The 19,770-nt window shown below is 63.2% G+C and carries 18 protein-coding genes, 1 tRNA gene and 1 rRNA gene; all 20 read right to left on the bottom strand.

The annotated features are described in order from the left end of the window. Nucleotides 1-38: 38 nt before the first annotated feature. The 20 genes from QMK17_RS23145 to rrf all read right to left on the bottom strand — a co-directional run bounded on the left by QMK17_RS23145 (nt 39) and on the right by rrf (nt 19,763). Nucleotides 39-1,211, bottom strand: a complete 1,173-nt coding sequence (locus tag QMK17_RS23145) for an integrase (protein ID WP_283511640.1) — start codon at nt 1,209-1,211, stop codon at nt 39-41. 428 nt (nt 1,212-1,639) lie between these two features. Beyond that, nucleotides 1,640-1,713: transfer RNA gene (locus QMK17_RS23140), tRNA-Pro, on the bottom strand. 85 nt (nt 1,714-1,798) lie between these two features. Next, nucleotides 1,799-3,247, bottom strand: coding sequence for a ribosome biogenesis GTPase Der (der, locus tag QMK17_RS23135; protein ID WP_283511639.1), 1,449 nt, complete (start codon nt 3,245-3,247; stop codon nt 1,799-1,801). Then, a complete protein-coding gene (gene cmk, locus QMK17_RS23130; RefSeq protein WP_283511638.1) occupies nt 3,244-3,948 on the bottom strand; it encodes a (d)CMP kinase in 705 nt (234 codons plus the stop codon). The genes der and cmk overlap by 4 nt, the downstream gene beginning before the upstream one ends. Then, entirely contained in the window at nt 3,948-5,159 is a 1,212-nt protein-coding gene (locus QMK17_RS23125) for a pseudouridine synthase (RefSeq protein ID WP_283511637.1), read from the bottom strand. Before QMK17_RS23125 ends, cmk begins: the two co-directional genes overlap by 1 nt. An 11-nt stretch (nt 5,160-5,170) precedes the next feature. Continuing rightward, a complete protein-coding gene (gene scpB / locus QMK17_RS23120) occupies nt 5,171-5,968 on the bottom strand; it encodes an SMC-Scp complex subunit ScpB (RefSeq protein ID WP_283511636.1) in 798 nt (265 codons plus the stop codon). Nucleotides 5,969-5,981: 13 nt separating this feature from the next. Continuing rightward, nucleotides 5,982-6,821, bottom strand: a complete 840-nt coding sequence (locus tag QMK17_RS23115) for a segregation and condensation protein A (protein ID WP_442972816.1) — start codon at nt 6,819-6,821, stop codon at nt 5,982-5,984. Between the two features lie 3 nt (nt 6,822-6,824). Further along, entirely contained in the window at nt 6,825-7,724 is a 900-nt protein-coding gene (locus tag QMK17_RS23110) for a ParA family protein (RefSeq protein WP_442972817.1), read from the bottom strand. A 325-nt stretch (nt 7,725-8,049) separates the two neighbouring features. Then, nucleotides 8,050-8,964 (bottom strand): site-specific tyrosine recombinase XerD, encoded by a 915-nt coding sequence (gene xerD / locus QMK17_RS23105; RefSeq protein ID WP_283511635.1) that lies wholly within the window; start codon nt 8,962-8,964, stop codon nt 8,050-8,052. 6 nt (nt 8,965-8,970) lie between these two features. After that, nucleotides 8,971-9,600, bottom strand: coding sequence for an NUDIX hydrolase (locus tag QMK17_RS23100; protein WP_283511634.1), 630 nt, complete (start codon nt 9,598-9,600; stop codon nt 8,971-8,973). Next, complete coding sequence (locus QMK17_RS23095) at nt 9,597-11,342, bottom strand: CTP synthase (protein ID WP_283511633.1); 1,746 nt, start codon at nt 11,340-11,342, stop codon at nt 9,597-9,599. Before QMK17_RS23095 ends, QMK17_RS23100 begins: the two co-directional genes overlap by 4 nt. Nucleotides 11,343-11,508: 166 nt before the next feature. Beyond that, nucleotides 11,509-12,453: a copper transporter gene (locus QMK17_RS23090; protein ID WP_283511632.1), complete on the bottom strand. Its 945-nt coding sequence runs from the start codon at nt 12,451-12,453 to the stop codon at nt 11,509-11,511. After that, nucleotides 12,450-13,634, bottom strand: coding sequence for a putative cytokinetic ring protein SteA (gene steA, locus QMK17_RS23085; protein WP_283511631.1), 1,185 nt, complete (start codon nt 13,632-13,634; stop codon nt 12,450-12,452). Before steA ends, QMK17_RS23090 begins: the two co-directional genes overlap by 4 nt. Before the next feature lie 175 nt (nt 13,635-13,809). Beyond that, the gene (recN, locus tag QMK17_RS23080) at nt 13,810-15,576 is read right to left on the bottom strand and encodes a DNA repair protein RecN (RefSeq protein WP_283511630.1); all 1,767 of its coding nucleotides are present in this window, start codon (nt 15,574-15,576) and stop codon (nt 13,810-13,812) included. A 2-nt stretch (nt 15,577-15,578) separates the two neighbouring features. Continuing rightward, nucleotides 15,579-16,517, bottom strand: a complete 939-nt coding sequence (locus QMK17_RS23075; protein WP_283511629.1) for an NAD kinase — start codon at nt 16,515-16,517, stop codon at nt 15,579-15,581. Nucleotides 16,518-16,533: 16 nt separating this feature from the next. Beyond that, nucleotides 16,534-17,361 (bottom strand): TlyA family RNA methyltransferase, encoded by an 828-nt coding sequence (locus tag QMK17_RS23070; RefSeq protein ID WP_283511628.1) that lies wholly within the window; start codon nt 17,359-17,361, stop codon nt 16,534-16,536. Nucleotide 17,362: 1 nt separating this feature from the next. Then, nucleotides 17,363-17,572: a hypothetical protein gene (locus tag QMK17_RS23065; RefSeq protein WP_283511627.1), complete on the bottom strand. Its 210-nt coding sequence runs from the start codon at nt 17,570-17,572 to the stop codon at nt 17,363-17,365. A 57-nt stretch (nt 17,573-17,629) separates the two neighbouring features. After that, the gene (locus tag QMK17_RS23060) at nt 17,630-18,619 is read right to left on the bottom strand and encodes an HAD-IIA family hydrolase (RefSeq protein WP_283511626.1); all 990 of its coding nucleotides are present in this window, start codon (nt 18,617-18,619) and stop codon (nt 17,630-17,632) included. Beyond that, nucleotides 18,616-19,542, bottom strand: coding sequence for a hypothetical protein (locus QMK17_RS23055; protein WP_283511625.1), 927 nt, complete (start codon nt 19,540-19,542; stop codon nt 18,616-18,618). The genes QMK17_RS23060 and QMK17_RS23055 overlap by 4 nt, the downstream gene beginning before the upstream one ends. A gap of 104 nt (nt 19,543-19,646) precedes the next feature. After that, nucleotides 19,647-19,763: ribosomal RNA gene (gene rrf / locus QMK17_RS23050) — 5S ribosomal RNA — on the bottom strand. Between the last annotated feature and the right edge of the window lie 7 nt (nt 19,764-19,770).

Here is a 19,770-nt window from a genome sequence, read left to right as displayed (position 1 = left end):
TACTCTGCATTCGTTGCGGTTTCGGCTTTTGTGAACCGCTACAACCCAATCTCAGTGACCGCATTGCCCACGAGCGGTGCGTGTTCCCGGCGATACACCTCGACGGAGTCGAGGCTGGCGTGTCCGGTTTGGCGGGCGATGGCGGATCCGTCTGCCCCGTTGCGGGTGCTCTGGGTGACGAAACCTGCGCGTAGTGAATGTCCACCGAGTTTGGCGAGTGCACTGGGATCGAAGCCGGCCTGGGCGGCGCGGCGCCTGATGGTCTGGTGAATCGCCGCTCCGGACAGTGCGGTGCTGCCCAGATTTCCGTTCTGGGCAATCGCGCGGAGCAGCGGTGCCCGCGCGGCGGTGCGTGGCACTCCCCCGCGACACACATGCGCGCCGAACGGCTCAGGTTTCCGGAGCAGCCGGATGACCGACGAGCGGCCGCCCACATCGAATGCGGCCACGACCTGTACCCAACGGACATACGCACAGGGTGGGCAGGTCTCGTGAGACTCGGTGTACGGCAGTGCCTTGACCGCTCCCCTACCCTCCTGGTCCGTCTTCGACTTCCGTAGCCGTATGTGCAACCCGTCATGCCGATGAACGGTGACGTCTCCGCAGACGAGGTCCGACAATTCACTGCGGCGGTAGGCACCTGCGAACCCGAGCAGCAGGATTGCGGAATCGCGGCGCTCGAGGACCTCGTCGGCCCACCCCCGGCACCGCTCCCGGGCCGTCCCGACAAGGACCTTGATGTCGTCGACCAACAGTGGATCCCCTGGGGTGCGGGGTCGGTCCCCCGCTGCGGCGTACTCGCGTCGGATACCAGACAGGGTCGCAGTGACCAGTTCGTGTGCCGTGGGTGAGAGGTGTCCGGTGGTGCGGTGCTGGTGGTTGATCGCCGCGATCCAAGTACCGAAGGTGGCGACAGCGTAGGCGCGCTCCCCTGATTCCGAGCGAGTGTCGGCGGCGTCGACGAGGTACGCCGCGACGGTGACCGGGTGCGCGGGCAACGCGATATGCCCCTCCCGCTGACACCAACCTTCGAAGCGTCGCCACGCGGCCGCGTAGGTCCGGCGGGTGCCCTCCGAGCGGGACGACTGCACCGCACCAGCGATCCGCGCGGCCACGGCGGGCGGTATCTCGGGCGCCACAGCCACCGACACGAGCCCGTTGCTGTCGCCACGACTGCTCACCGCAGGCATTCGGGCTGGTCGGAAGTCCATACGGGCAGCCTAGCTCAGGTCACCGACGGATCCGCAACGCGAAAACTGTGCTGAACTGGCGTTTCGCTAGAGAGGGTGCGGAAAATGCAATTTACGTCGCCGTGGCCCGCAAATAGATGGATCAAGCAACATTCCATTTTTCAAGGGCCAAGTACGTTCTGTCGCTGCGTCCCGGAACGCACAAGTCCGACAGAGGGAGTTCACCGTCGACAAGTGCCATTTCCCCGCACCGAGGTGCACTAGTCAACTGATCTGATCGTTCCGAGGTTGAAGTTCACCGTCGAAACTCGGTCTGTATATCGGACTTCGGTGGTCCCGAAAACCGAGTAAGGATCGAGTAGTGACATCGGGCGGCACCGAGCCCCGTTTTGACGCTAAAAAGGCGGCTCCGGATTTCTCCGAAACCGCCTCAGACCTGCATCTATATGTCGGGCTGACAGGAATTGAACCTGCGACCCCTTGACCCCCAGTCAAGTGCGCTACCAAACTGCGCCACAGCCCGCCGCGCCCCGTAAGGCGCTCGATGAGATTACCCCAGCCCTACCCCCGAGGCGAAATCGCCTGGTCGGAGGTAGGGCGAAGAACTACTAGCGTCCGTTGCCCTTACCCGGCCGTTCACGCTTTTCGCGGATACGGACGGACACGCGCACCGGGCTGCCGTCGAAGTTGAATTCTTCACGCAGACGCCGCTCGATGAACCGGCGGTAACCGGCTTCGAGGAAGCCCGTCGTGAAGAGAACGAATGTCGGCGGACGCGTCGTGGCTTGCGTCGCAAACATGACACGCGGCAAACGCCCACCGCGCATCGGAGGCGGTGTTGCCGCCACAACTTCCTTGAGCCAGTTGTTGAGCTTGCCCGTCGGGATTCGCTTGTCCCAGGACTCCAACGCCGTCTCGAGCGCTGGTACGAGCTTCTGAACGGCCCTGCCGGTGTGCGCCGAGATGTTGACGCGCTGCGCCCACGGAACCCGAGCGAGATCGCGGTCGATCTCTTTCTCCAGCTGCATACGACGGTCTTCGTCGACCAGGTCCCACTTGTTGAATGCCAACACCAGCGCGCGACCTGCGTCGGCAACCATGCTCAGCACGCGGAGGTCCTGTTCCGAGATGACCTCCGAGGAATCGATCAACAGAATCGCGACCTCGGCAGCTTCGATGGCCGACTTGGTACGCAGCGAAGCGTAGAACTCGGCCCCGCTGGCGTGACTGACACGCTTGCGCAGACCTGCGGTGTCGACGAATCGCCAAGTCTTGCCGCCCAACTCGACGAGCGAGTCGACCGGGTCGACGGTGGTGCCAGCGACGTCGTGCACCACGGACCGCTCGTCACCGGACAACTTGTTGATCAGCGAAGATTTGCCAACGTTCGGCTTGCCCACCAATGCGACTCGGCGAGGACCGCCGCCGGGAATTCCCTCACGCGGAGTCTCCGGCAATGCTTCGAGCACCCGATCGAGCAGATCACCTGTACCGCGCCCGTGCGTTGCGGACACCGAAAGTGGCTCACCGAGGCCGAGCGACCACAGAGCGGCAACCTCGGATTCGGTGCGACCGTCGTCGACCTTGTTGGCTACCAACAACACCGGAGTCTTCGACCGACGAAGAACCCGAGCAACTGCCTCGTCGGTGGTGGTGGAACCCACGCGTGCGTCGACGACGAGAAGGATCGCGTCGGCCGTCTTCATCGCCAACTCGGCTTGGCGCGCAACGGATTGCTGCAGTCCCTTGGCGTCGGGCTCCCAACCGCCTGTGTCCTGCACCATGAATCGACGGCCGGCCCAGTTGGCCTCGTACGACACACGGTCGCGGGTCACGCCGGGAACATCCTCGACCACCGCTTCACGACGGCCGATGATGCGGTTGACGAGCGTCGACTTGCCCACGTTGGGACGACCGACGACAGCAAGCGTCGGAACGGCAACTGCCGCTTCGCCTTCCTCACCGTCGACGTAATCGAGAAGCTCCCACTCCCCCTCGTCGTTCCACGTTCCGTCGCCGGCAGTCTCGGCTGCGCCGCTGAAAAATTCCTCGGTCACTGCAATGCTCCAGTTCTCTCGCTCACGACTTGGAGCAACGCGGCAATAACGCCGTCCATGCCCAGATCGCTCGTGTCCACGATCACGGAATCCTCGGCAGGCCGCAATGGAGACACGGCGCGAGTGGAGTCCGCATGATCGCGGCGTTGGACGTCGGCGAGAACGGCGTCGTAGTCGTCGCCTCGTCCTTCGTTGATGTTCTGCTTGTTACGACGGTCAGCACGAGCCTCGGGCGACGCCGTCAGAAAGACCTTGACGTCCGCGTCCTGCAGTACGACCGTCCCGATGTCGCGTCCCTCCACCACAATTCGAGGTGAGGTGGACACCAGATCACGTTGCATCTGCACGAGCAGTTCGCGAACCCGCGGTACCGCCGACACAGCAGAAACGGCCTTGGTGACGGCGTCTCCACGAATTTCTGCAGACACGTCCTCACCGCCCATCGTGACGGCTTCGGCGGCAGGATCGATGCCGATGTTCAACGGAAGGGTCGCAACGACGTCGGCAACCTTCTCCGAATCGGTCGGATCGATCCCGGCACGCAGCACCCACACCGTCGCCACGCGGTACATCGCACCCGTGTCGAGGTAGCGAGCGCCGAGCGCCGTCGCGAGCTTGCGCGAGACTGTCGACTTCCCGGTGCCCGACGGCCCATCCATGGCCACGACGATTCCGTCGGTGCCGGTGACGAGGCCGCTCATCAGAGACCGACCGACTCGTACAGCTTGCCGATCTCGCCGCGTCCAAGCACGCGCAGCGTGCCTGGACGCTGATCGCCGAGCGCAATGTTGCCGACATCGGTGCGTACGAGGCGACCGACCGGGTAACCGACCTGCTCGAACAGACGGCGCACGATGTGCTTGCGACCTTCGTGCAAAGTGACTCGCACGAGCGAGAGGCCATTGGAGATGTCGAGAAGCGCGAAGCCGTCGACCTTCACCGGGCCGTCGTCGAGCGTGATGCCCTCTTTCAGCTTCTTACCCAGATCGCGAGGAATCGCGCCGAACAACGTAGCCAAGTAGGTCTTCGATACCTCGAACGACGGGTGCATCAGGCGGTGAGCAAGATCACCGTCGTTAGTGAACAGCAACAGGCCTTCGGTATCGGCATCGAGACGGCCGACGTGGAACAGCCGCTGTCCCGACTGAACGCGTTCCTGGACGATGTCGCCCACACAGGGACGGCCAAGATCGTCGGACATGGTGCACTGCCACCCACGTGGCTTGTTCATCGCGAGGTGGACCAATTCTTCCTTGACGACGACACGCGTGCCGTCGACTCGCACGACTGCGATGTCCGGGTCGATACGAATTCCTTGCTCGGTGACGATACGTCCGTCGACCTCGACGCGGCCGTCGGCGATCAGTTCCTCGGCGGCGCGACGCGATGCCACACCTGCCTGAGCGAGGACCTTCTGCAACCGAACGCCCTCACCGCGAGGCACGTGACGACGCTTGCCTTCGGGCTCGATGTACTGATGCTTCGCAGGCTTCGCATTGCTGATGGTGGTGGTCGGCGTCTGCTTCTTCTGCGGCTTCGGAGGCTTGGGGCGCGAAGGCTTCTTGCGCGGAACCGCATCATTGCTGCGGTCGTTGATGCCGTTGTCGACAGGCTTGTCGTCGAATGATCTGCGCTGGTCGGCACCATTTCTGGGTGCTGCCGGTCGTGCTCCTGCGCGCGGTCCGCCAGCGGACCGAGCGCCTCCACGTGGGCTTTCCGATCGTGCACCGCGGGGGGCATCGGCGGACCGAGCGCCTCCACGAGAGCCTTCCGATCGCGCACCGCGGGGGGCATCGCCCGAGCGGCGGTTCTCGCGCGGATCGTCCGACCTTCCACCTGTGGTCGGCTTCCTGTGCGGAGCCTGTCGTTTGTTCCTGTCCGGTGTGCCATCACGGCGAGCGGGCTTGTTCACTTCTTTACCTATCAGTCGTCCGAGTCGAGCTCAGCTACCGGATCGGGTTTCGATCCGCGGTTCTTGGTGGAGCGGGTAACTCTCGGGTCGGTATCCATGCTGTCACTGATCTCGTCGATCAAGTCCACACCTGGCAACAACGGAGCCAGTGCCGGCAGGTCCGTCAATGAAGCCAAGCCGAGGCGTTCGAGGAACAACTCGGTGGTGGTGTACATGGTGCCGTTCGATTCCGGGTCCACTCCAGCTTCCGAAATCAGACCGCGAGCGAGCAATGTGCGCATCACTCCGTCTACGTTGACCCCTCGCACGGCGCTTACTCGCGCGCGGGTCAAAGGTTGACGATATGCGATAACGGCCAGAGTCTCCAATGCAGCACGTGTGAGCTTCGACCGAGCACCGTCGAGAAGCAGCCTCTCGACGTACGGGGCGTACGCGGTGCGGGTATAAAAACGCCATCCATCGCCGGCGTAGCGGAGGTCGATTCCGCTGCCTCGCTCGGTGAATTTCGCCGCCATCGACAGCAGCATCGGCTTGACGCGGTTGACCTCGCTCCCGACCGCCGACGCCAACTGCTCGTTGGATGCGGGCGAGTCGACGACGAGCAAGATGGCCTCTAGCGCCGACTCCAACGTCGCGTCGTCGAGTTCCGACTCGTCCTCGGCGGCCTCCGGCTCGACTGCCACAGGCTCGACTGCCACAGGCTCGACTGCGACGGGCTCTTCCGGCGCGGCCACATCGGTCTCGCGAGGCGCCGTTTCCTCGGCCTCTTTCTCCTGGGTGTTCGATTCTCGCGCTTCTGGCTCGGTCATCTGCAATTCCTGATCATCCATAGTCCACCGCCGAGACGAGATCGGAGTCCGGCTTCGCGGTGCCGGTCCAACTCACCATGAGCTCGCCGAGGGGTTCCGGCTGTTCGAACGCGAGTACCTGCTCACGGAACAACTCCAACAAAGCGAGGAATCGGGCGACGATCTCGACCGTGTGCTCGCACCCCTCGGTCAATTCTGAGAACGGAGTCCATGCACCCTCGCCCTTGGTCTTCAGTAGGTCCATCACCCACTTCGCCTGCTCGGGCACGGACACCGAATGCTGGTGAATGTGATCGAGCCCAACCTTGGGTATCGGCTTTGGGCGAAACGCAGTTGCTGCGATATCTGCGAACCTTGACGGATCGACACCGAGAAGTACCTCGGGAATCAGATCGAGATAGCGATCCTCGACGGATACCGATCGCGGATACCGCCGCAGCGCAGCAGCTTCGAGCTCCCCGAACAGCTGAGCGACTTGTTTGTACGCTCGGTACTGCAACAATCGCGCGAAAAGGAGATCGCGAACTTCGAGCAAGGCAAGGTCTTCGGCATCTTCGACGTCGCCGGAGGGCAACAACCTCGCAGCCTTCAGATCGAGCAACGTGGCTGCAACGACAAGAAACTCGGTGGTCTGGTCAAGTCCCATTTCCTTGCCGAGACTCTTGGTGAATGAGATGAAATCGTCGGTAACCGTGTGCAGCGCAACCTCGGTGACATCGAGACGATGCTGACTGATGAGGGTCAACAGCAAATCGAACGGCCCTTCGAAATTGAGCAGCCGGACACGAAAACGTGACGGATCCTCGTTCTCGGGAACTTCGATTGTCGTCGAGTCGGTTTTGGGAGCGGCCACAGGTTACGGACCGGACCGGTAGATCACCTCTCGGGCGAGGGCCCGATAGGCTTGTGCACCAGCAGATTTCGGTGCCCACGTGGTAATCGGCTCGCCGGCGACGGATGTCTCGGGGAATCGAACCGTGCGTGTGATCACCGTGTCGTAGACGACGTCGCCGAACACCTCGACAACGCGCGTCATGACCTCGCGAGAATGCAGCGTCCTCGCGTCGAACATCGTGACGACGATGCCTGCCAACTTGAGTCGCGGATTGAGGCGGTCTCGTACCTTCTCCACGGTGTCGTTGAGCAGTGCCAGTCCGCGCAAACTGAAGTACTCACACTCCATCGGAATGAGAACCTCGTCGGCGCACGTGAGGGCGTTGACGGTGAGGAGACCAAGCGAGGGCTGGCAATCGATCAGCACGTAGTCGTAGCGGTCGAGTATCGGATGCAGCACGCGACCGAGTGTCTGTTCGCGACCGACCTCGGTGACCAACTGAATCTCCGCAGCGGAAAGGTCGATGTTGCTGGGAAGCAGATCGAGGTTCTCGACCCTGGTACGCATCAACACGTCGTCGGCCGAAACCTTGGACTCGACCAGCAGGTTGTAGACCGTCAGATCCAGCTCGTGGTGCGCGACGCCCAGTCCGGCCGACAGAGCGCCCTGCGGGTCGAGGTCTACGAGCAGTACACGACGTCCGTAGGCCGCAAGGGACGCACCGAGGTTGATGGTCGACGTCGTCTTGCCGACGCCGCCCTTCTGGTTGCACATCGCAATTATCTTTGCCGGGCCATGGCTCGGCAAGGGTTGCGGATCGGGCACTACGCGGGTCTTGCGACCTGTGGGACCAAGTTCGTCGGCCGCCGGAATTACATTTTTCGTCTCACGGCTGGATTCGGGCTGGCGGGTGTGAAACAGCGCGCCATCGCTGTGCGGATGCTGAGGCGACAAGCCATCAGGGGTGGCCTCGTACGAACGATGCGAGCTATCCGGGCCCGGCGTTGTCGGCGCCGGGGGTGTCGGGGGTGTCGGGGGATGGGGATCGGCTGAATTCGACGGAGCCGAGGTCACGGGAGTCGGGTTGCCCCAGGTTTGCCCTGAGCCTGACTCCGCCGCTGGCGGCTGCGGTGTCGACACGTGTCCTACGCTCCCCTGTCCGTTCAATCCTGCAATTGATCTTCAACGCTACCGCGTGCCCGGGCGCCGGGTTCGCCGGACACGCACAAAGTGTTTGTCCTCGCCGTCATCGAGCACGCGGATGCGCCTCCGCCCATACTTCTCGCAGCGTATTGACGGTGACGAGAGTGTAGATCTGTGTCGTGGTGACCGAGGCGTGACCGAGGAGCTCCTGCACGACACGCACATCGGCGCCACCGTCGAGAAGATGCGTCGCGAAAGAATGTCGCAGCGTGTGCGGCGACACGGCGGTCGCGATCCCTGCCCGCTCAGCAGCGCAATGCAACACCTGCCAAGCGCTCTGCCTCGACAATCGCCCACTGCGCGCATTCAGAAACAACGCGGGCGTCGCCTTCTTTGCCAGTGCAGGCCTGCCTCGAATCAGATACGCGTCGATTGCCTCGATGGCTGGACGTCCGACAGGAACGATCCGCTGTTTGTCCCCCTTGCCGCGCAGCAGCACCGAACGGGTCTCGGTGTCGATGTCTTCCACATCCAGACCCACGGCCTCGGAGATACGCGCACCGGTCGAATACAGAAGTTCGAGTATCGCCTTGTCCCGTAGGCCCCGCGGTGCTTCGTCACCTGAGATGGTCGCCGAGTCGAGAATTGCGAGAACCTGATCGAGCGGAAGCGACTTGGGCAACCGGCGACTCGGCGTCGGCGGTTTGACGGCACTCGCCACATCCAGCCGCGTCATTCCCTCGGCCGCGGCGAACTTGTGCAGCCCACGAACAGCGATGAGCGTCCGCGCCGCAGAGCTGGCGGCAAGTGCCGGGAACTCATCGCTGCCGCGGCGCAGATCGAGAACGAACTCGGACACGTCGGCCTCGGCCACTCCGCCGAGATCGTCGATCCGGTGGCCGGACAGAAATGCCTCGTACCGCCGAAGATCTCGGCGGTACGAGGACAGAGTGTTCTTCGCGGCGCCCCGCTCGACCTCCAAATGATCCAGGTAGGTCGAAATCTGATCGCTCAGCACGGCAAACTACCCGTGCGATTTCTTCCGACGCTCGAAGGTAGTCGGCAGATCCGGCCACGGAGCATCGGCAGAGCGAAGACTCGTCGAACCTGATCGAGCGGCTGCCAAGGACAGGATCCCCGACACGGCGGCCGCGTTGACGAATTCGCCGGACAGCACCCGGGTGATCGCCTCGTCGAGCGAGACGAACGTCAGAACGATGTCGGCTTCCTCGTCCCTCGCGTCCGGCTGCTGCACTTCGCGGAGATCTTCGGCCAAGAAGATGCGCACGCACTCGTCGGTGAACCCCGGCGAGGCCATGACGTCGACCAACACCGACCATGTCGAGGCCGCAAGCCCGGTCTCCTCGGCCAGCTCACGCTTGGCTGCCTCGACCGGTGGCTCGTCGATCTCGTCGAGCAAACCGGCGGGCAACTCGTACAACCGGCGACCGATTGGATGGCGGTACTGCTCGATCATCGCGATTCGGCCCTGATCGTCGAGCGCAACCACCGCAACTGCGCCGTGGTGCTCGACCACCTCACGCTCGGCTTCGCGGCCGCCGGGCATCTTCACCTGGTCGAGCCGCAACGCGAGGATAGCGCCTTCGTAGACGGTCTTGGACGAGACCGTCTCGAACTCGAAACGATCTGTCATCCGACACTTTCGGCGGTGGCACCGGAGATGGGGAATTCCGAATTCGTCGGAGCGTCGTCGCCGTGAACATCGACGGGAAGACGCTCCGCTGCCTTGTATTTCAGCGCCGCATTGATCAGTGCTGCGAACAGCGGGTGCGGACGCGTCGGGCGGCTCTTGAGCTCCGGGTGTGCCTGTGTGCCAACGAAGAATGGGTGCTTCGATGCGGGCAACTCGACGAACTCCACGAGGTGGCCATCGGGAGAGGTCCCACTGAAAACGAGGCCGCTCTTGGAGATCTGGTCCCGGTAGGTGTTGTTGACCTCGTAGCGGTGACGGTGACGCTCGGAGACCTCCGTCGCGCCGTAGGCTCCGGCGACGACAGATCCCTTGATCAGCGTTGCCGGGTAGGCGCCGAGACGCATGGTTCCACCGAGGTCCGCTTCGCCCGCGACGACCTCTTCCTGATCGGCCATCGTCGAGATCACGGCATGCTCGGTGTCGGGTTCGAACTCGGCCGAATTGGCATCGGTCAGACCCACCGAACGCGCGGCTTCGATGACCATGCACTGCAGACCGAGGCAGAGTCCGAGCAATGGCACGTTCCGGGTGCGCGAGTACTCGATGGCGCCGAGCTTGCCTTCGATGCCGCGGATACCGAAACCACCGGGGATCAAGACCGCGTCGACGTCACCGAGCGCAGCCTGAGCACCCGCAGGCGTCGAGCATTCGTCGGAGGGCACCCATTTGATCTCGACCTTCGCACGGTGAGCAAACCCACCGGCACGCAGCGCCTCGGTGACCGAGAGGTAGGCGTCAGGCAGGTCCACATACTTGCCGACGAGAGCGACCCGCACGGTTTCGCGAGGCTCGTGGACACGTTCGAGCAGTCCACCCCACACGGTCCAGTCGACGTCGCGGAACGGGAGTCCGAGCTGGCGGACGACGTAGGCGTCGAGGCCTTCCTTGTGGAGAACCTTTGGAATGTCGTAGATCGACGGCGCATCGGGCGTCGAGATGCAGCCATCGACATCGACGTCGCACATCAGCGCAATCTTGTTCTTCAGACCCGGAGGAACGTCGCGGTCGCAACGGAGGATCAGGGCATCGGGCTGGATTCCGATACTGCGGAGTTGAGCAACGGAGTGCTGCGTCGGCTTGGTCTTGAGCTCACCGGACGGTGCGAGGAACGGGACAAGCGAGACGTGTAGGAAGAAGACGTTCTCGCGGCCGACGTCATGGCGTACCTGGCGGGCGGCTTCGAGGAACGGCTGCGACTCGATGTCGCCGACGGTTCCACCGATCTCGGTGATCACGACGTCGGGCCGATGTCCCTGGAGGTCAGGGCCGCTCATCGCGAGGATGCGGCTCTTGATCTCGTCGGTGATGTGCGGGATGACCTGGACGGTATCGCCCAGATATTCACCGCGACGCTCCTTCGCGATGACCGCGGAGTACACCTGACCGGTGGTGACGTTGGCGAACCCGGACAGATCCCGATCGAGGAAACGCTCGTAATGGCCGACATCCAAGTCGGTCTCGGCGCCGTCCTCGGTCACGAAGACCTCGCCGTGCTGGAACGGGTTCATGGTGCCCGGATCAACATTGAGATAGGGATCGAGCTTCTGCATGGTGACGCGAAGGCCACGTGCTGTCAGTAACTGGCCGAGGCTCGACGCCGTGAGGCCCTTGCCCAGCGAGGACGCAACGCCACCGCTGACGAAGATGTGCTTGGTGTCAGATCGCGACTGAAGGCGTGACAATGATGCTCCCGTGACCAATCTGCAGGGCTTGCTCCCACCAGAGAGCTGGCAAGAGAGGTATTACGTACATAATGGGCCTGCTGCCCACGGGTCTTCACGGTAACACCAATCGGTGCATCATCGCGAACGACGCGCCATTTCAGGCAAGCGACCTCAGTGCCTTCTTCTAGCGTGCCGGTGCCCCGACCGTCACTGCAGTGGAGTTCGCGCCCGTTCCGTATCGACCCGACGCACCGTCCAACTGCTCCTGCAACGCCAACGCCGTCGTTATCCGACCTGCCTCACGATCCACGTTGTCGACAGTGCTCACAGCAGCCGACAGGGCCGCGTCCGCGCGAATGACAGCGACCGGCCCATTGCCGTCCGCAGCGCCGGTACGACCCGCAAGAACCGTTCCAGCGCCCCTCGCATCGAGTCCGCCCGCGAAGCGAGCGACGATTGCACCGCGGTTGCCGTCCTCGTTCGAGGTATTGGCACCGGTGACCACGACGGCTAGCTGAGCAGGCGCGACAGCGCCGTTGTCGTACGCGATGAATCCACCGCTACGCAGCGTCTCCAGGGCGAGCGACAACTCCTCGGGAGAGGACTGCGGCTCGGCAGTCTGGGCGTTCAACAGAAGGACTGAGCCCAACAGGTCGCCGGCCAGGCTTCCCTGGTCCACAGCACCCGTGCGCAGCTGAATACCGGCAGGGACGACGTTGGTCAGCCGAGTACGGAGATCGTCGCCGCTCGCTGCAGAGACGAACGAATCGGTCAGCGATACACGGCCCGTGACTGCAGCGCCCGACGCCTGGATCGACCTCGTAACGCCCTCGACGTCGCCGGGGTCGGCATCCGGGGTGGTGATCACGACGACACTTCGGTCCGCGAGTGCGTCCCGAACCACGCGTCCTGAGACGGCGGCATCGAACCCGTCGGCCGAGTTGAGCTGCTCGCCGAGCTGATTGTTGGTGTCCTGCAACGAGTTCACATCATTCTGAAGATCGGTCTTGTCGTCTCGCAAACCGGACACGAGACCACTCGAGAGCAGACCGGACCCGAGGACCACACCGATTGCCAGCGCGATGAAGATTGCCGCGATCGAAATGGCATGTTGGCGCATAGAAATCACGCGAGCAACCCCTGGACCCACACAGCGAAGGAATTCCACAGATTTACTGCCCAGTCCAGAACTTCACTTCCCATGTTGGACACGACCAAGGCAACGATGATCGCAACGAGGGCGGCAAGGATGAGCAATGCGACCGCTCCCCCGGAGACCCGGCTGCGATACAACGTCGCTACAGCTTTCGAGTCGACAAGTTTCGCGCCGACTTTGAGGCGGGTCATGAATGCCGCCGGGTTGGTGTTCCGTCGTCCACGATCGAAGAACTCGTCGAGGCTGGCGGGGCTACCGACGGTGACGATCAGCGACGCACCGTGGTGGTCGGCGAGCAGAAGCGCAAGATCAGCGGGCGCACCGGTGGCGGGGAAGGTCATCGCACCGATACCGAGATCCTGAATTCGCTCCAGACCATGTGCATGGCCGTCTGAATCGGCAGGAAGCACCACCTCAGCGCCGCATTTCAGCGTCTGCGCCGTGATGTCCTCCGGATCCCCGACGATGAGGTCCGGACGGTAGCCCGCCCGCATTGCAGTATCCGCTCCGGCTCCAACCCCGATGATGACGGGCGAGTACTCCTTGATGAACGGCTTCAGGTTCTTCAGGTCCTCGGCGTGACCTGGACCATCCGCCACGACCACCACGTGCCGGTCCTGCAGCACGATGTCGATGTCGGGAACCCCGACGCCGTCGATCAGTAGTGGACTTTCGGTGCGGATGAACTCGATGGTGTTTCCGGAGAATGCTTCGAGATGATCCACCAGGCCGGTCTTGGCTTCGATCATCTTGTCCGAGATCTCTGCTTCGCTCAGCTCCTCGCCTTTGGCGATGCGACGATCACCGGTGTACACGCCCCCCTCGTTGAGGCGGACCTTGGCACCGTCCTTGATCTTCTTGAAGATGTCGGCGCCTGCCGAGTCGATCAGAGTGATGCCGTTGGCGACGATCGCCTCGGGACCGAGGTTGGGATACCTGCCCGATATCGACGGGGACGCGTTGACCACCGCGAGGACCCCGGCCGCCACCAGCGCATCGGCGGTCAGACGATCCAGGTCGAGTTCGTCGAGAACGACGACATCTCCCGGACCGACGCGCTTGAGCAGCTTGGCGGTATTGCGATCGACCCGGGCGATACCACTGATTCCGGGCAGCGAATCCTGACTACGTGATAACAGAGCCGGCATCTTCATGGCTTCCATGATGACGCCGCCGACACGCCCGTCGGTGGAGGCGCGCCGAAACAACTACCACACGGCTCACACGAGCCTCATCAGTCTCGAGCATCGAGCGACGCGAGGCATGGTGTGCTCGACACGTCCGGACCAGCGCGTATGCACGTTCATGTGCGTGGGAACCCGGGAGGAGTCAGTCGTCGCGGTCCGCTCGGGCCGTCGCGAGCAGCTCTTCTGCATGTGCACGACCGGTTTCGGTGTCGTCGAGACCGGCCAACATTCGAGCGAGTTCGACGACGCGTTCCGACGAAGACAGAGTTTTGACGCCACTGTTCGCCGCACCCTTTTTCGCATCCGCCTTGTCGACGACGAGATGCGTGTCGGCGAAGGCCGCGACCTGCGGAAGGTGGGTTACGACGATGACCTGGTGCGTGCGTGCCAGACGCGCGAGACGTCGGCCGACCTCGACCGCCGCTCGACCACCGACACCCGCATCGACCTCGTCGAACACCATCGTTGCGCCTTTGTCGGATCCTGCGAGCACTACTTCGAGGGCCAACATGACGCGCGAAAGCTCACCACCGGATGCACTCTTACTGATCGGGAGAGCCTGGGCTCCGTCGTGTGCCGAGAGCTTGAATTCGACCTCGTCGACCCCACGCTGGCCTGCGTGAAGCTCAGTGCCATCGACGGTCATCGGCGCAGAATCTTCAGGACCGGCGGGCAGCGTACGAAGGTCGAGTTGCAGCTTGGCTTTGCCCATCGCGAGACCAGCCAATTCCGAACTGACCGCCTTCGCGAGTTTTGATGCTGCCTTGCTACGCGCCGCGGTCAGCTTGCTTGCGCATGCGGCCACCTCGAGTGCTGTCTCGTCGACGCGAGCCGACAGCTCGGCAAGTGCATCTGCCGACACGTCGATCTTCGACAGACGAGCGCGCGCATCCTCCGCCCAGGAAATCACGCCATCGACGTCCGCCGCGTACTTGCGGGTCAACGATTTGAGCTCGGCCTGACGATTGAGCAACGTCTCGAGAGCGCTGGGATCCGACGGTAGATCTGCAAGATACGAGGTGATGTCCGCACCGATGTCGGTGACGACGGCCAGAGCGTCGTTGACACGTGGGACAAGCTCGGAAAGGAGTGCATCGTCGGCGCTTTCGAGCCTGGTGCGCGCCTCCCCCAGAAGGTAGAGCGCTGAAAGACCCTCGCCTGTATCGTCGGCGGCTCCGACCAGAGCAGCTCCAGCGACTTCCGCCGATTCACGGAGTGAATCGAGGTCGCCGAGTCGGCGAACATCACCTGCAACCTTCACATCCTCCCCGGACTCGGGGGCAACGGCCTCGATCTCCTGAAGTCCGAACTGAAGGCGATCGGCTTCCTGAGCAAGCTCACGACTGCGCTCGGTGCGGTCGATCAGCTCTGTGCGCACGGACAACCACTGCGTCCGCGCTGCCCGGTACTTCTTCAAAGGGCTCGCGACAGACTCGCCTGCAAACCGATCGAGTGCATCGAGTTGCCGGTCTGCCCGCAGCAAACGCAGCTGATCATTCTGTCCGTGGACTGTCAACAACGAATCAGTGAATCCCGACAGAACAGCTGCAGGAACACTGCGACCGCCAAGGTGCGCCCGGGATCGTCCGTCGGCATTGACAGTTCGAAGAGCGATGATCGAATCGTCCTCGTCGCGTTGCGCGCCCGCTGATTCGAGGACCTTCTCGACTTCGTCGACAACCTGCGCCGATGCCGTGTCCGTGCTGAATCGGCCCTCGACCACCGCCCGATCTGCACCGAGTCGAACTCTGCCCGCATCTGCTCGCGCGCCCGAAAGCAGGTGAAGGCTGGTGACCACCATCGTCTTACCCGCCCCGGTCTCACCCGTCAGTACGGTGAGGCCCTCGTGGAACTGAGCACTCGCCGACGAGATGACTCCAAGGCTGTCGATTCGAATCTCTTCGAGCATGGTTACCTCGCCCTCCCCCGCCAACCGGAAGTGGGCAACGCAAACTTGGTCACCATTCGATCGGCGAATGGCGCCGAATCCAGCCGAACCCACTTGATCGGTGCGGCGCCTCGGATGACCTCCACGCGTCCCCCGGCAGGTAGCTTCATCGTCCTTCGGCCGTCACAGAACACCAGCGCCTCGTGTCCGCCGGCATCGGTTTCCACGGCGATGACCGACTCGGGACTGGTGACGAGCGGCCGCGCGAACAGTGCATGCGCATTGCTCGGAATGACAAGTATCGCTTCGAGTTCCGGCCAGACAACCGGGCCGCCAGCCGAAAAGGCGTACGCGGTCGAACCCGTAGGCGTCGAGATCAGAACACCGTCACACCCGAACGCCGATACCGGTCGATCGTCCACCTCGAGCACAACTTCGAGAACCCCGAGGCGAGAACCGTTCTCGATACTGGCCTCGTTCAGGGCCCACCCATGTTCGACCACTCGATCGCCGACTCGAACCGTGACGTCCAACGTCATCCGGTCTTCGATTCGGTAGTCACAACTCACGACGCGAGCAAGCGCGTCCTCTAGATGATCTGCCTCGGCTTCGGCGAGAAATCCGATGCGTCCGAGATTTATTCCGAGAACCGGGATTGCTGCGGCCTGAGCGAGTTCGGCGGCGCGCAGGAACGTTCCGTCTCCTCCGAGAACCAAAACCAACTCGCACCCGACCGCCGCCTCCGGGCCGAACTCCACGACGGTCAGTTCGAGGTCCGATGCCAGTCCCTCGTGTCCGTCGGGTCCGTCCATAGCTTCGATACGCGACGAGTCGACCTCGTCGAGAAGAACCCTCAACCGGATGCCGGCCTCACCGAAAACCTTTCCCACACGCCGGGCAGTCTCGGTGATATCGGGTCGTCCGGGATGAGCTACGAGCAAAACCTCACGCGGCGCTGTCACTTCTCACCCTTCGTTGTCACTGTGGTCCTTCCTCGACGGCGCGCTGCACGAGGGCTGCGACATCACGCTCGGACGAGACTTCCTGCGCCACGGACTGCGATCGTAGCCACAAAAAATACTCGACGTTGCCTGAGGGGCCAGGAAGCGGACTGGCAGTCACATCCTGCAACCTCAACCCGAGTCCTGCGGCAGCCTCGGCCACCTCGACAACGGACCGCACGCGGAGTTCGGGGTCCCTGACCACGCCTCCCGTACCGACCCTGTCCTTGCCGACCTCGAACTGCGGTTTGACCATCAGCGCCAAGTCCGCACCCGGTGCGACACTCGCGACGAACGCGGGAAGTACCAGTTTGAGCGAAATGAAAGACAGGTCGGCGACAACTACGTCCACGACTCCCCCGAGGATGTCCGCGTCGATCGAACGAACATTGGTGCGGTCGATGACCTTGACTCGAACGTCGGACTGCAGGCGCCACACCATCTGGCCGTATCCAACGTCCACGGCCACTACTTCGCGTGCGTCCTTGCTGAGCAATACGTCTGTGAATCCTCCGGTCGAGGCACCGGCATCGAGGCATCGTCTACCCGCGACGGCGAAGCCGCCCTGTTCGAAAACGTTCAACGCCCCAAGTAGCTTGTGCGCGCCTCGCGAAGCCCACTGAATCTCGTTGTCTTCTTCTGCGACCAAAAGCGGAGTACCCGCCTCGACCGCTGTCGCCGGTTTCGTGGCCACGGTCCCGGCGATCTTTACCCGGCGAGCGTCGATCAACTCGACTGCGTGTTCGCGTGACCGAGCCAAACCTCGACGTACGAGTTCGGCGTCGACGCGTGCGCGCCGCGCCATGTCAGCTCTTGTCCACGGACGATAGTGCCTGCACGAGAACATCGTGCGCACGTTCGAGGATTTGCGCTTGCACGTTCAGATCCATCGGCGCGTCAGCATCGGTCGGGAGGCGGTCCAGGAGACTGTCCACTTCGGCCTCGACAGCGGTCGGCTCGACCGCTGGGGTCTCGGACGGCCGGTGTTGTCCGGGGAGTGGAATAGGGGTGCTCATCACCGCTCACGCTATCGGATCACGGTGACACATGTCCGAGCGCATATCCCCTGCGAGTCAGGCAGTCAGAAGGTCGGCAAGTTGTTCGGTGCCGTGGCCGACGACGTTCACCGTGGACCACTCCTCGTCCTGCCAGGCTGCCGCTGCCACCGTAAGCAACCCGTCGAGGGTCGAACAGGTGGTCGAACCCTCGAACCTCACTGTCAGAACACCGTCGACGGACGTTGCCGCCCAACCGTCTCTGGATCCCACAACAGAATTCGCCGTGGGCTGGTTCAGGATGTCCAGATCGAAGCCGATATGAGTGGGACGCTCCTCCGGAATCGCACGGACCGCGTCGAGCGCGCTACTGACCCCGGTCAGCACCAGAAGCGACGGAATTCCTGTCGCGTTTGCGCCTGCGATATCGGTGTCCAACCTGTCTCCGACCACGAGCGGTCGTTCGGCTCCGCTCAACCGGATCGCGTCGTGCATGATCGGCGCGGCGGGCTTACCTGCGACCAAAGGTTCGACTCCCGCAGCCGTCCGTACAGCCGCCACCATCGAACCGTTCCCAGGCGCAAGACCGCGCGCAGTCGGCAACGTTGCATCAGTGTTGGTGGCAACCCAGATCGCACCCGCACGGATGGCGAATGTCGCCTCGGCGAGGATGCCCCAGTCCGACGCAACATTGTGCCCTTGGACAACCGCCTTCGGCTCACCATCGGAGCTGCGCACCGGCGTCAGCCCCACCAGCGAGATCTCGTCGACGAGGGCATCGGTGCCGACGACGACGACCGAAGAACCAGCCGGAATCCGATCGGCCAACATGCGCGCAGCAACCTGCGCGCTGGTCACGACGTAGTCCTCCGAAGTATCGAAGCCGAGCTCGCGAAGATGCTCGGCAACACTCGCCGGCGAGCGGCTGGCGTTGTTCGTGACGAAGAACTGCTTCTCCCGACCCAACTTCAGCGCGTCGAGGGCCCCGTCGATCGGATCTTGTCCCTGATAGACGGTTCCATCAAGATCGAGCAGCAATACATCGTGCTGAGAACGGAGAGTCGTCATTCGCCCAAACCCGACAGCTCCTCGACGCGCTCTTCCGCGTCGGTTTCGCCGTCGACATCGGCCGCAGCCGAATTCAGGAACCACTTGATGCCTTCGTCGACACGACCAGCCGCTACCAAAGCGTCCGCGTAGACATAGAAGAGCCGTGCCGCTGCGGTGCCGGACCGTGACGAATCGAGATCAGGTGTCTGCAGTGTCACTACCGCCTGATCGAACTGGCTGAGATCCATCCGTGCGCCGGCGACGACGATCCGGAGTTCCGACGCTTCGTCGCCGGTCAGTTCCCGAGCCTCGTCACTTCGACCCAGTTCGATAGCGCGTTCGGGACGACCGAGACCGCGCTCGCAGTCCGCCATGACCGCGATATGTCCAGGCCCGCCCGCCATGCGGCGAGCCGCACGGAGCTCCGACAGCGCTTCGGCCCATTCACCCGCGTGATAGGCGGTGATTCCTGCGGTCTCGCGAACAACAGCGATGCGACCGGCCCGTTGACGTGCCGCACGCGCATGCTGAAGGGCAAGCTGGGGATCGTCGTCGACGAGTCGACTCGCCATCACAAGGTGGCGAGCTACCGCTGTCGCATTGTTCTTGTCCAGGCTGAGCAAGTCGCGGCGTACAGCCGGCTCGAGCTCACTTGCTTCGAGCTCATCGGGCAGATCCGGTTCTTCGGGACGCGGTGGACGACGATCTGCCGGGCCACCGCCGGTGCGACGATCCCCCGAGAATCCACCCTCACCACCACGCCGGTGTGGAGGTCCGTCGCCGCGGCGATCGTTCGGGCGACCGGCGCCTTCGGACCTGCGGGGATTGCCCGACCGTCCCGCACCATCGGGCCGTCCGCCGGTTCGGCCGCCACGCGGATCGTTCGAGCGTGGGGTCCCGTCACCGCGGAAGGAGCGGCGGTCGTTGCTGTCTTCCGGCACAGCGGTTCCTTTCGATCGTGCGTTGCGCCCCCAATCAAATCAGAGAAAGGGCTGTAAACAGAAAAAAGGGGACCCACCGTGTGGGTCCCCTTTGATCGAAGTGTGTTCGGCGGTGTCCTACTCTCCCACACCCTGTCGAGTGCAGTACCATCGGCGCTGGAGGGCTTAGCTTCCGGGTTCGGAATGGGACCGGGCGTTTCCCCTCCGCTATGGCCGCCGTAACTCTGT

Source organism: Rhodococcus sp. G-MC3 (genome assembly GCF_030063335.1).
Lineage (GTDB): Bacteria > Actinomycetota > Actinomycetes > Mycobacteriales > Mycobacteriaceae > Rhodococcoides.
Note: the sequence above shows the minus strand (reverse complement) of the source record. Positions and strands in the feature narration are given on the sequence as shown.